Source organism: Shigella sp. FJ200513 (assembly GCF_040495915.1).
Taxonomy (GTDB): Bacteria; Pseudomonadota; Gammaproteobacteria; order Enterobacterales; family Enterobacteriaceae; genus ECMA0423.
This window is the reverse complement of the sequence record NZ_JBDYCV010000043.1, coordinates 20,249-33,691: the sequence shown is the minus strand read 5'-3', so window position 1 is coordinate 33,691 and position 13,443 is coordinate 20,249. Positions and strand designations below refer to the sequence as shown.

Here is a 13,443-nt window from a genome sequence, read left to right as displayed (position 1 = left end):
AGAAAAAGCTTATTATGCTTCCATCGGAAACGATGATCTGGCAGCCTGAGTTCACAGATAAAACACTCTCCAGGAAAACCGGGGCGGTTCAAGTAGATACATACGCAGTCAGAGTACACTTACTTTTTATTATTTCCTGCAATGGCGATTACGGCTATTGACAGTAATGAAGTTATTAGTGAACCAAGACCTAAAGTAGTTCCGGGACCAACACCGTTGTCGCTTACGGTTACTGACAGGAAACTGATTGTACCAGCGCTTATTGTTTGAGTAAAACCTGTAATAGATGCGGCAAATCCTGTTTTTGAACCATTTATTTGTAATGCGATAAAATTGGCTATTGGGTAATAAAAACCATAGGTTGGATAATTTTTCAATCTTTGATAATTGATTTCCGATTATGAAAAATAAAACTGAGAAGGAGAAAATAATTGAGTAACTAAAAGTACTCAGGCCATAAGTATGCATGAAAATTGATGGTGATATTGATATGTAGCAAAATAGAGAACTGAGTATTAATGAGACAAGTATAGTGCCGCAGATAAACTCTTTGGTCACAAAGGATGCACTGTTTTGACATATTACTTTCTCATTTGCATGAGTTATCTTTGGTGATAATAACATTATTATAATACTGAACAGCATCATAACAAGAAATATAACATTCCAGTTATAATATTCAATAATCAATGCGCGAGGTGCTACTAATGGTATTACTGCGCTTACAGATGATATATCAGAAAGCGCCCGTTTTAGTTTTAATGGAGGGTGATCTTACCCACCAATAGTGGACACAGGACTAAGTGAGTAAACTCTCAACCAGAGGTGACTCATGACAAAACCAGTATCAATCAGCAAGAAGCCCCGTAAACAACATACGCCTGAATTTCGTAACGAAGCCCTGAAACTCGCTGAACGCATCGGTGTGGCCGCCGCAGCCCGTGAACTCAGCCTGTATGAATCTCAGCTTTATGCCTGGCGCAGTAAACAGCAGCAACAAATGAGTTCGTCAGAGCGCGAAAGCGAACTGGCCGCTGAAAATGTCCGCCTTAAACGACAACTGGCGGAGCAGGCTGAGGAACTGTCCATCCTCCAAAAGGCCGCGACATACTTCGCGAAGCGCCTGAAATGAAGTATGTCTTTATCGAAAATCATCGGGCAGAGTTCAGCATCAAAGCGATGTGTCGTGTACTTCGGGTTGCCCGCAGCGGCTGGTATGTCTGGCTCAGGCGTCGTCACCAGATGAGCCTGCGCCAACAGTTTCGGCTCACCTGCGATGCCGCTGTCCATAAGGCATTCTTTGAGGCAAAGCAGCGATACGGTGCTCCCCGCCTTGCTGACGAACTGCCGGAGTTCAATATTAAAACCATTGCCGCCAGCCTGCGTCGTCAGGGGCTGCGGGCGAAAGCCAGCCGGAAGTTCAGCCCGGTCAGCTACCGTGCACATGGCCTGCCCGTATTGGAGAATCTGCTGGAGCAGGACTTCAGCGCCAGTGGCCCGAAACCAGAAGTGGGCGGGTGACATCACGTACTTGCGTACCGATGAGGGCTGGTTGTATCTCGCAGTAGTCATCGACCTGTGGTCACGCGCCGTCATTGGCTGGTCGATGTCACCGCGAATGACAGCACAACTGGCCTGTGATGCACTGCAAATGGCGTTGTGGCGGAGAAGACGCCCGGAAAGCGTCATTGTTCATACGGACCGTGGTGGTCAATACTGTTCAGGGGATTATCAGGCAATGCTGAAGCGACACAACCTGCGTGGCAGTATGAGTGCGAAAGGCTACTGTTATGACAATGCCTGTGTGGAAAGCTTCTTTCATTCGCTGAAGGTGGAATGTATCCACGGGGAACGCTTTAGCAGCCGGGAAATAATGCGGGCAACGGTGTTTAATTATATCGAGTGTGATTACAATCGCTGGCGTCGTCACAGTGCCTGTGGCGGTCTCAGCCCGGAACAATTTGAAAACCATAATCTCGCTTAGGGCCGTGTCCACATTACGTGGGTAGGATCAGTATGGGTCGTCTTGTATTTGTCATACTGCCCAATCTCACCAATCGAAAATGCTCCTTTTGGCAAAGGTTCAAGCAGGTCTCTGGGAATGGAGGTCGCTGGCGTCGGATATAAAAAACCCTCACGGCTTAGCAAGGCTGGCGTCACTATCGGTGTAACAATATCAGGCGTGCCTGCGGAACGGTCCTTACCATGCTGCAGTAACCGGAAATAAACTTTTGGGCGTAAGATGACATTGACAGTTTCGACATCGTCTTTTTCTCCCTTAAAAAATTTATTGACAATCGCTTCGTCAAGACGTCCCGCCGCTATCCCATGCCAGTGAGTGAAATTTTGGGCGTCTTTCCGTTCAAAACAGCCCTTTCCTGACTCAGCATCTGCAAGCGAGTTGCGCCAGTATGAGGCAAACCTTAAAGCATTTTCATCCATTACCAGTCCTGTGACTCAATGAAATCCATTGATTTATCGAATATAAAACCACCGTATGGACAACTATTGTCCATATTAAAAAAGTTGGATGCAATGTTTTGTTTATAATTCGATATCAAATGTACTGGTTGTACGAGGTTCAGAACACAAGCACATTCAACAGTACGTCAGGACTATTGATTTCATAACAGCGAATACAATTTTTTACTGTTTATAATGGCTGCCTGTGTTGGACGGGGATACCAGTTCAACCGAAAACGCCAGAGGAGGGGATTACCCGCTGGCAGGGTAAATCTGTGGTTTTTGATGCCAGCTATAACGTGTTTGACGATAAAGTATTACGAAAGAACTTTAATGAGTTCATGGAGTAATTCGTTAAAGTAATTTACAACGCTATCCTTTTGCAAAGGAAACTTTCAGAAAATAACCCCAGGGTAATCACCTGGGGAAGGAACACAGTGTTATTATTGGATAATAAATTATTACTTGTTTTAAAGTTACACTAATGCAATATCTACTGATACTGGATGCTTGAATGTTTCATCCCTGCTGCGGAAAAGGGCAATATCCAGGGCCAGATATATTCACCGTTCATATTTCTGCATTTCTGTACAATTTCCTCAGAAAGTGTCTTGTCAATTCTTTTCCACAGGTGCTCCTGCTGTCTTAAAATACTTTCGCATATTTCGAAATCATCTTCCTGAATCAGCATTTCGGCGCATTTAATGATTTCTGATCGTTCATGCAGCACGGAGGAATGGTTATAGAGCCAGTTTACAAACAGCAATGCTTCCGGATATTGTCCCCATAATGGTGAGTATGTTGCATAGTAATCTTCTGCCGTATCCAGAGAGCCGGAGAAGTCATGCCACACAGCAAGTGGAAATGGATGCAGATTTCCGCACAGCATTTCTGCGATGTAAGTGTTTGTGGCAAAGCCATGGCGAAAAGCTGTGGCGGCCTTAACATGTTCCCCGTTCAGAAAATGCAGGAGACCGAGTTCATACCAGTAAGGTGAAAATTCATCAGCATGCTCTTTCAGTACACTGAAGGCTCGCTCATGATCGCCGGTGCGTAACAGCTCTGAACCCAACAACCAGCGAGCCCCCTGATTATCTTCAGGATTGTATGCCAGTATTTTATCAGTGAGCATAACCGCATCCTGATGGCGCTGTAAGTGCACATTTGCGAGAATTGCTGCATAAAGCGCGCGCAGATAAGGCCGGTTTTCGGGATGCATCCAGATTATTTCACCACAGAAACTTTCCGGGATGATACGATTACCTGCCGCCAGTCCTTTAAGAGCGGCGTTCAGTGCCTTACGCGGGGCATTCTGTTCCAGAAATGCATATGCCAGATGAGCGTGTATATCAATAAAGTCCGGCTCCCGTTGAGCAAGGCGTCGGAGTTTGTTGATGTAACTCGTCTCGCTGATTTCATCAGCGTCGTATGCATCAAGCACTTCTTCAAACTCCCCCAGCAATGGGCCAAACCAGGTATCCGGAAATACGAAATAACCCTTGTTATCGTGCACTTCAAAGCATAATCTATCGTTCATTTTCTGAGCCTGTAAAACATGTGGTGATATAGTCTGAGAGCATAAAAGTTGAGATTCTGTGTATCAAGTCCTGTCTTGGCACCGAATGAATATTGCTTACGAAGCCCCTTCATGCTTTCCTTGAGAACAATAATTTTATCTTTATGTGAATCTCATTTTTTATAATGATGTCAGATGATTGAAATGCTAAATTATATCTGAATCAACTATTCCTTTGCTAAAGGTATCGAAATAACTGCAAGGCTGTATTTTGTAATTGCCAATTTAAAAATGTCAATTTGTTTTTAATTATGTTTTTGTAATAAGTTTGAAGACGCAAAAAAATAATATAATAACAAAAATCCTCCAGCCTTGTAGGCCAGAGGATAAAATACTTAATTGAGGAAAACATCAGGGAAAAGTATTTCTGACTTAACTTTCCCGGCTGGAGAGTGAATCAATGTAATCAGCGTACCATTGCATCATTTCACGGCGGCCATCGAGATACAGGGCATGATTATAGGTACCCCTGATGGAATTTTTATCCACATGAGCTAACTGCATTTCAATCCAGGCGGAATTAAAGCCTTGTTCATGCAGAATTGTACTCATGGTGTGTCTGAAACCGTGCCCTGTGAGTCTTCCCTTATATCCAAGTAATTCAATTACTTGGTTAATGCTTTCCTTACTAATTGGTTTGCGGGGATCATTTCTACCGATAAAGACTAGGGGATGATGTTTTGAGATTGGTTCAAGCTGCTTAAATAGCATAATGACCTGCTCAGAGAGCGGCACAATATGAGGTCGCTTCATCTTCATTACTTCTGCCGGGATCTCCCACAATTTTGTCTCAAAATCGATATCTTCCCAGCGTGCAAAACGCAGTTCTTGTGTTCGTACGCCGGTTAACATAATGATCTGAGTAGCTGTCTTAGTGATTATACTTCCGGTATAACCCGCCAGATCGTTGAGGAAGTGGGGAAGTTCATTAGCAGTAAGAAAGGGAAAATGTACTTTTTTCGGTGTAGCTAAAGCACTGGCAAGATCGGGGGCTGGGTTATAGTCTGCCCGGCCAGTAACAATTGCATAGCGGAACACCTCACCACAGCGCTGGCGGACCTTGCGCATTTTCTCCAGAGCTCCACGTTTTTCCATTTTACGCAGTGCTTCCAGTAACTTCATTGGTTTGATTTCGGCAATAGGGCGCTTGCCAATGTAGGGAAAAATGTCTTTTTCAAAGGTATCAATGATTTCATCACGATAGCGTAATGACCACCGATCAGCTTTTAACTGGTGCCATTCGCGAGCAATAGCCTCGAACGTATTTTTCAGACTCATTTGCTGCGCGATTTTTTCTTCCTTTTTTGCCTCCCCTGGATCGCCTCCAGCAGCGAGGAGTTTCCTGGCTTCACTGCGTTTCTCGCGAGCATCGGCTAGCGTTACATCGGGGTATACGCCAATAGAAAGCATCTTTTCTTTACCAGCAAAGCGGTACTTCATGCGCCAGTATTTAGAACCATTAGTGTTAATCAGTAGATACATACCGCCGCCATCAGCAAGCTTATAGGGTTTGTCTTTGGGTTTTGCGGTTTTCACTTTGATATCGTTAATGCCATGACATCCTCCGGCTTTTGATGAATTCATGTTCCTGAGGGGGATTTCTGCCAGTAACTAACCTGATACCCCCAATACACCCCTTGTATAACAAAGATATTGTTAAAAGCCGTTGTTATGTATCACATTTTTCCTATTATGGGGGTGCTTGTATTTCAATAGGAAATAACACCCCCTAAAGTACCCCCAAAAGAAACTTGATACGGGGTGAAGTAGGTTGACCTCAGGATACAAATAAATACTGATATACAAGGGATTAGAAGAGATTTATTGACATTGGGAGAGTTCAGAAGAGGTAAACTGGCGGAAGATCACAGGAGTCGAACCTGCCCGGGACCGCTGGCGGCCCCAACTGGATTTGAAGTCCAGCCGCCTCACCGGAGACGACGATCTTCCGCGCCTCGATTGCTACATGGAGGCGGGGCGCATTATAGCTACTTCCTTGAGTTTCTACATCCCCCAGATCAGTTTTTTCCGCCTAATAAACGCAGCGTATTATCACGAAAGCATTATAATTTATATAAAACCCATATTTTACAATGATATATGAGCGGAATTAACGCTACCACGATCACATAAAACAAGAATCATAAATTAATAACCAGATATCGGAATATTCGCTCTCACAGGGATGGTTTACAAAATGCGTTATCGGTCTCAGCACCCCTATAGCATCAAGGAAAAGCAGATGAGGAGTGAAGTGTTGTCCGTTAAAGAGAAAATTGGTTATGGCATGGGAGACGCCGCCAGCCACATTATTTTCGATAACGTAATGTTATATATGATGTTCTTTTATACCGATATTTTTGGCATTCCTGCCGGATTTGTCGGAACCATGTTTTTGGTCGCTCGTGCACTGGATGCGATTTCCGATCCTTGCATGGGGTTGTTGGCCGATCGAACGCGCTCTCGCTGGGGTAAATTTCGTCCGTGGGTACTGTTTGGCGCACTGCCATTCGGGATCGTCTGTGTACTGGCCTATAGCACGCCAGATCTCAGTATGAACGGCAAAATGATCTATGCAGCAATTACTTACACCCTAACTTACCTTACTTTATACCGTCGTCAATATCCCTTACTGCGCATTGGGTGGTGTAATCACCAATGACCCGACTCAGCGTATCTCGCTGCAATCCTGGCGTTTTGTGCTGGCGACCGCGGGAGGCATGCTTTCTACTGTTCTGATGATGCCACTGGTTAATTTAATTGGCGGTGATAATAAACCACTCGGTTTCCAGGGCGGTATCGTGGTCCTTTCCGTGGTGGCATTCATGATGCTGGCATTTTGTTTCTTCACCACTAAAGAACGCGTTGAAGCACCACCTACAACAACGTCTATGCGGGAAGATTTACGTGATATCTGGCAAAACGACCAGTGGCGGATTGTCGGTTTACTAACCATTTTCAATATCCTGGCGGTGTGCGTACGCGGTGGGGCGATGATGTATTACGTCACATGGATTTTGGGCACGCCGGAAGTGTTTGTCGCTTTTCTCACCACTTATTGCGTGGGTAACCTGATTGGTTCCGCACTGGCAAAACCTCTGACCGACTGGAAATGTAAAGTCACTATCTTCTGGTGGACGAACGCCCTGCTGGCAGTGATTAGCCTCGCGATGTTCTTTGTTCCCATGCAGGCCAGCATCACTATGTTTGTCTTCATCTTCGTGATTGGTGTGTTGCATCAACTGGTGACACCTATCCAGTGGGTAATGATGTTCGATACCGTCGACTACGGCGAGTGGTGCAATGGTAAACGCCTGACCGGGATCAGTTTTGCTGGCACGCTGTTTGTGCTCAAACTGGGGTTGGCCTTCGGCGGCGCTCTTATCGGCTGGATGCTGGCTTATGGCGGATATGATGCGGCAGAAAAAGCGCAGAACAGCGCCACGATTAGCATCATTATTGCGCTATTCACGATTGTTCCGGCGATCTGTTATTTGCTGAGCGCGATTATCGCTAAACGCTACTACTCACTCACGACGCACAATCTGAAAACCGTTATGGAACAGCTGGCTCAGGGTAAACGCCGTTGCCAGCAACAATTCACCTCTCAAGAAGTGCAGAACTAAGGAACGGCAATGAAAATTAGCGATGGAAACTGGTTGATTCAACCTGGCCTCAATTTGATTCACCCGCTTCAGGTATTCGAGGTTGAACAGCAGGATAATGAAATGGTGGTCTATGCTGCCCCCCGTGATGTGCGTGAACGTACCTGGCAGCTTGATACGCCTTTATTTACGCTGCGCTTTTTCTCCCCACAGGAAGGTATTGTCGGTGTGCGGATTGAGCATTTTCAGGGGGCGCTGAATAACGGTCCTCATTATCCGCTCAATATTTTGCAGGACGTGAAGGTCACAATCGAAAACACAGAACGTTATGCTGAGTTTAAAAGTGGCAACTTAAGCGCGCGTGTCAGCAAAGGTGAGTTCTGGTCACTGGATTTTCTGCGCAACGGCGAACGTATTACCGGTAGTCAGGTGAAAAATAATGGCTACGTGCAGGACACGAATAATCAACGCAATTATATGTTTGAGCGGCTTGATCTTGGCGTTGGCGAAACAGTTTACGGTCTGGGAGAGCGCTTTACTGCCCTGGTGCGCAATGGCCAGACGGTAGAGACCTGGAACCGGGACGGCGGCACAAGTACTGAACAGGCGTATAAAAATATCCCGTTCTACATGACTAACCGTGGTTATGGGGTACTGGTCAATCATCCCCAGTGTGTCTCTTTTGAAGTGGGATCGGAGAAAGTCTCCAAAGTGCAGTTCAGCGTTGAGAGTGAATATCTCGAATACTTTGTTATCGACGGCCCGACGCCGAAAGCGGTACTTGATCGTTATACCCGCTTTACTGGTCGTCCGGCGCTGCCGCCCCCGTGGTCCTTCGGCCTGTGGCTAACCACTTCATTTACCACCAACTACGACGAAGCGACGGTAAACAGCTTTATCGATGGTATGGCGGAACGCAATCTGCCGCTGCATGTTTTCCACTTTGACTGTTTCTGGATGAAAGCCTTCCAGTGGTGCGATTTTGAGTGGGACCCGCTGACTTTCCCTGACCCGGAAGGGATGATCCGCCGCCTGAAAGCGAAAGGGCTGAAAATCTGCGTCTGGATTAACCCCTATATCGGTCAAAAATCCCCCGTCTTTAAAGAGTTACAAGAGAAAGGCTATTTACTCAAACGCCCGGACGGTTCGCTATGGCAGTGGGATAAATGGCAGCCAGGTCTGGCGATTTATGACTTTACCAATCCGGATGCCTGCAAATGGTACGCCGACAAACTGAAAGGTCTGGTCGCGATGGGCGTTGATTGCTTTAAGACCGACTTTGGCGAACGTATCCCAATTGATGTTCAGTGGTTTGACGGTTCCGATTCGCAGAAAATGCATAACCATTATGCGTACATCTACAACGAACTGGTGTGGAACGTGCTCAAGGACACCGTTGGTGAGGAAGAAGCTGTCTTGTTTGCCCGCTCGGCCTCCGTCGGTGCGCAGAAATTCCCGGTACACTGGGGTGGCGATTGTTACGCTAACTACGAATCAATGGCGGAAAGCCTGCGCGGTGGTTTGTCTATTGGCCTTTCAGGTTTTGGCTTCTGGAGCCACGATATCGGCGGCTTTGAAAATACCGCTCCGGCGCACGTTTACAAACGCTGGTGCGCGTTTGGTTTGCTCTCCAGCCATAGCCGTTTACACGGTAGCAAATCTTATCGTGTGCCGTGGGCCTACGATGATGAGTCCTGTGATGTGGTGCGCTTCTTCACGCAACTGAAATGCCGCATGATGCCGTATCTGTATCGTGAAGCTGCGCGTGCGAACGCGCGGGGTACGCCGATGATGCGGGCCATGATGATGGAGTTCCCGGACGATCCGGCTTGTGATTACCTTGACCGTCAATACATGTTAGGCGACAACGTGATGGTTGCGCCGGTGTTCACTGAAGCGGGCGATGTGCAGTTCTACCTGCCGGAAGGTCGCTGGACACACCTGTGGCACAACGATGAACTCGACGGTAGTCGCTGGCATAAACAGCAGCACGGCTTCCTGAGTCTGCCCGTTTATGTGCGTGATAACACTCTACTGGCGCTGGGCAACAACGATCAACGTCCCGATTACGTGTGGCACGAAGGCACGGCATTCCACCTCTTTAATCTGCAAGACGGGCATGAAGCCGTCTGTGAAGTGCCTGCTGCTGACGGATCGGTGATCTTTACTTTAAAAGCAGCACGTACTGGCAACACGATTACTGTGACTGGTGCGGGCGAGGCGAAGAACTGGACGCTGTGCTTGCGCAATGTTGTGAAAGTAAATGGTCTGCAAGGCGGTTCGCAGGCTGAAAGTGAGCAGGGGCTGGTGGTGACGCCTCAAGGGAATGCGCTGACAATTACGTTGTAATCTATTGACGGAATGCCGGGTACGTCTGAGTCGTACCCGGCGAGATTGATGTTTACCGCACCGGCTCCGTCGATGTAACTTCACCGCTGGAAACGACGCCCGCATTCATGGTTTGAGTCACTTGCTGCTTTGCGGCGTTCACGGCATGCAATTGCCCGCTAACCGTAGGTTTCAGCGGGGCATTGGCCTGAATATCTCCACTGGCGGTAAGCTGAATATTGCCGTCGCCAGTCAACGGTAATTCAGGCCATCCCCATTGTTGCAAAATATTCACCGGCACACCGCGTCCATTCAGGCTGATATGGGTCTGACGTTGTGGCGTTTGTGAAACACTTGCGGTGGCTTCCAGAATGCCTTTTTCAGTAAATGCACTCAGTTCGCTGATATTCACCGTGCTGCTGTTGGCGGTCAGCGCCAGCGACGGGCGACGAACATCAACACGATTGAATGTCGCGGCGGCGGCATTCAGATTCGCCGAGCCACTCCAGACGCCCCATTTATGATCGGTAACCAGCGTCAGGTTGGCACCGTAACCATCGAGCGCGGTGAGCTGCCACGGGAAGTCAGGGTCGATATCAATGATCAGATTGCGGCTGGCGCTAAATCTCTTCAGTTGCAGGCTGTTTAACCAACCGGGTGTCGTTTCCATCCACAACTGTTGCCAGTTTTTCGGCAAGGTATATTCCAGCCCGGCAATTGCCGCATCATCAAGGATCAACGTTTTACCGTCACGCAGCCAGTTCCCTGACGTTCTGACCATACCCCCTTCCCAGCGGCTGGTGAACTGGCGCAGCGCTACGCCCTGCGGGGAAAATTCCGCGTTTATAATCGGGTCAAATAAATGCAGCGAACCATAAATGAACTCGCTGGCGTTCATCGACAGTTTGCCTTCCTGTGTCTGCCAGTCATCTTTACTGAAGGTCATGTTGCGCAAGCTGAGATCGAGGTCGGTCACCGCCCAGTCCGGACCTTGCAGACGAGCATCGATGACTTCCAAGCGACCAATCTGCAACGACGGGACAGAGCGTAATGGCGCAAAGAAGTCGGTTAGCGATTTTTCGCTTTGTAGACGGATATCCGCCATGCGCAGATTTTCCACTTGCCAGCTGCCGTCGGCGTTACGCTGCGCGTTTCCGGTTAATGTCCCGCGGGCGATGTCGGCACCCAGGTTAGTCAGCGTAACGCGATCGTTATCAATACTGCCTTCAATCAGTACATTGGTGGCAGGAACATCATTGAGCGAAAGCGATCCGGCACTAAACTGAATCTGCGCCTTCGTACCCAGCACTTTACCGGCTTCTGGTGACCACGGAACCACGCCGCCATTTACCCGCTGCGCGCTCAGTTTCCATTCGCTATTCGGGCTATTAAACGCCATATCACGCAGTTGCAGACGATCGGCTTTGAACGGTAGCGGCGCGGTCTGGTCGGTGAGATTCAGCGTCCCGTTTTCCAGCAGGATGGTATCGACATGGCGTGGTTCGGTCAGTTGGCGACTGCTTAGCGCAATGTCGACACTTTTTGCCACCAGGGGCGCGGGCTGACCATCACGACCAAACGTGACATTCTCCAGCACGATATGAGATGGCGCGGAAAAACGGTGATCCATCGCCCCGAAGGCCAGATGATAGTCGCTATTCTCGGAAACCCATGCGCTGATATGTTCTGCTCCCCAGCGGGTTTGCAGAAGAAAATAGAGGCCAGCGATCACCACTAACAGAGCGATGAGAATGTAGAGAAGCAGCTTCCCAATAAATTTCATGGTCTTCCATCCCGTGAAATGCACATAAGGGAGTTATGCACGATTTACGCGCAATCCTCAAGGCGGGAATGGTGAAAGAGGTGAGACTGCGGCGGTAATTATCTTACCGCCGCCAGTGAATTACTGTTTTTCTGGTGGGAAAATCAGATTCAGCACGATGGCAGTAATACCGCCCGCGGCGATCCCGGAGGAGAGCAGGTTTTTCAGCCATTCAGGGGCAAACTGCAAAATCAGCGGCTGCTGAGACACGCCCAGACCAACCGCCAGCGACAGCGCGATAATCAGAATCGCCCGACGGTTCAGCGGCTCACGAGAAACGATACGCACACCGGAGGCGGCGATGGTGCCAAACATTACAAGCGTTGCGCCGCCCAGAACCGGTTCTGGAATGTGTTGTACAAAACCGCTCACTGCCGGGAACAGACCCAGCACGATCAACATCAGCGCGACGACAAAACCGACATAGCGGCTGGCAACACCAGTCAACTGGATCACTCCGTTGTTTTGCCCGAAGCAGGAGTTCGGGAAGGTGTTAAACACCGCCGAAACAAACGAGTTCAGGCCGTTTGCCAGCACGCCGCCTTTCAGGCGTTTCATGTACAGCGGACCGGACACTGGCTGTTCGGAAACGTCAGAGGTCGCCGTGATATCGCCAATGGTTTCCAGCGAAGTGATCATAAAGACCAGCATCAGCGGCAGCAGCAGACTCCATTCAATGCCAAGACCGTAATAGAGCGGCGTTGGCACCATAATCAGTTCTTGCGTCATCGGTTCGTTGCTTTCTGGCAACATGCCCATAAACCACGCCAGCGCATATCCGGCCGCCATCGCAATTACCAGTGAGGCCACGCGTAAGTAAGGGTTACGTTGACGGTTAAGCAGGATAATTAAGGCTAAAACCACGCCTGCCAGCAGCAGATTTTTCGGTGCGCCGAAGGTGTTATCGCTCATGGCTGCGTAACCGCCGCCAATGGAGGTCAGCCCCACCTGAATTAGCGACAGGCCGATAATCATCACCACAACGCCAGAAACCAGCGGCGTAATAATGCGGCGCGCCAGATGCAGAACGCGGGAGATCACCATCTCGGTGCAACTTGCCAGCATCAACGTGCCGAACAAAGCCGCCATCATGGTAGGAACATCAGCACCACCGGTTTTCAGCGCGGTACCGCCCATAATCAGCGGGGCAACAAAGTTGAAGCTGGTGCCCTGAATAGACAACAGCCCGGAGCCAACCGGACCCCAGGCCTTAATTTGAATAATCGATGCCACACCGGAGGCAAACAGCGACATACTAATAATGTGTTGCGTGTCTTGTGCCGGTAAACCCAGCGCCTGGCAGATTAATAGCGCTGGCGTGATCACCGCAACGAACATCGCCAGCAGATGCTGACAGGCGGCAAACAGGGTTTGAGGAAGCGGCGGACGATCTTCAAGACGGTAAATCAGTTCGCTGTTTTGAGTCTGAGCAACCGGTTGCGCATTTTCTGACTCGAGGGTGGAAACAGACATCGAAAACAATCCCGTGGTAGCAAAGCGGGCATTTTAGCTGACCGAAAGAGAAAAGCAAACGTTTGCCACATCCTCATCTAAATATTTAAATGAGATAAATGCACTTTTTTATATAACTTTTGGTATTTTTCTGCTTAAAATCCATGCCATTTGTTCATTAACAGCTGAGAATTTGA

The 13,443-nt window shown here is 48.5% G+C and carries 5 protein-coding genes, 1 tRNA gene and 4 pseudogenes; 4 read left to right on the top strand and 6 right to left on the bottom strand.

What is annotated here, in order from left to right; all coding sequences use genetic code 11:
- Positions 1 to 832: 832 nt before the first annotated feature.
- A pseudogene (locus ABZJ92_RS11435) lies at positions 833 to 1,984 on the top strand (IS3-like element ISEc16 family transposase).
- Between the two features lie 29 nt (positions 1,985 to 2,013).
- Here the strand turns inward: ABZJ92_RS11435 and ABZJ92_RS11430 are convergent.
- Positions 2,014 to 2,442, bottom strand: a pseudogene (locus ABZJ92_RS11430) (DNA helicase); the annotation flags it as partial.
- A gap of 200 nt (positions 2,443 to 2,642) precedes the next feature.
- Between ABZJ92_RS11430 and ABZJ92_RS22465 the strand changes: the two are divergent.
- A pseudogene (locus ABZJ92_RS22465) lies at positions 2,643 to 2,813 on the top strand (phosphoethanolamine transferase); the annotation flags it as partial.
- 143 nt (positions 2,814 to 2,956) lie between these two features.
- Here the strand turns inward: ABZJ92_RS22465 and ABZJ92_RS11425 are convergent.
- The 3 genes from ABZJ92_RS11425 to ABZJ92_RS11415 form a co-directional block, all read right to left on the bottom strand.
- Positions 2,957 to 4,000 carry a tetratricopeptide repeat protein gene (locus tag ABZJ92_RS11425; protein WP_000999840.1) on the bottom strand — a complete coding sequence of 348 codons (1,044 nt, stop codon included), beginning with the start codon at positions 3,998 to 4,000 and terminating at the stop codon, positions 2,957 to 2,959.
- Between the two features lie 411 nt (positions 4,001 to 4,411).
- On the bottom strand, positions 4,412 to 5,623 hold the full coding sequence (locus ABZJ92_RS11420; RefSeq protein WP_001088899.1) for a tyrosine-type recombinase/integrase: 1,212 nt from the start codon (positions 5,621 to 5,623) through the stop codon (positions 4,412 to 4,414).
- A 271-nt stretch (positions 5,624 to 5,894) separates the two neighbouring features.
- A tRNA-Sec gene (locus tag ABZJ92_RS11415) sits at positions 5,895 to 5,989 on the bottom strand.
- A gap of 292 nt (positions 5,990 to 6,281) precedes the next feature.
- Between ABZJ92_RS11415 and ABZJ92_RS11410 the strand changes: the two are divergent.
- Both ABZJ92_RS11410 and yicI read left to right on the top strand, forming a co-directional pair.
- Positions 6,282 to 7,665: pseudogene (locus tag ABZJ92_RS11410) on the top strand (glycoside-pentoside-hexuronide family transporter).
- Between the two features lie 9 nt (positions 7,666 to 7,674).
- On the top strand, positions 7,675 to 9,993 hold the full coding sequence (gene yicI / locus ABZJ92_RS11405; RefSeq protein WP_000702915.1) for an alpha-xylosidase: 2,319 nt from the start codon (positions 7,675 to 7,677) through the stop codon (positions 9,991 to 9,993).
- A gap of 52 nt (positions 9,994 to 10,045) precedes the next feature.
- Here the strand turns inward: yicI and ABZJ92_RS11400 are convergent, their stop codons facing one another.
- Together ABZJ92_RS11400 and xanP are read right to left on the bottom strand one after the other, a co-directional pair.
- Positions 10,046 to 11,755, bottom strand: coding sequence for an AsmA family protein (locus ABZJ92_RS11400; protein ID WP_005052151.1), 1,710 nt, complete (start codon positions 11,753 to 11,755; stop codon positions 10,046 to 10,048).
- A 120-nt stretch (positions 11,756 to 11,875) separates the two neighbouring features.
- Entirely contained in the window at positions 11,876 to 13,267 is a 1,392-nt protein-coding gene (gene xanP / locus ABZJ92_RS11395) for a xanthine/proton symporter XanP (RefSeq protein WP_001295238.1), read from the bottom strand.
- Between the last annotated feature and the right edge of the window lie 176 nt (positions 13,268 to 13,443).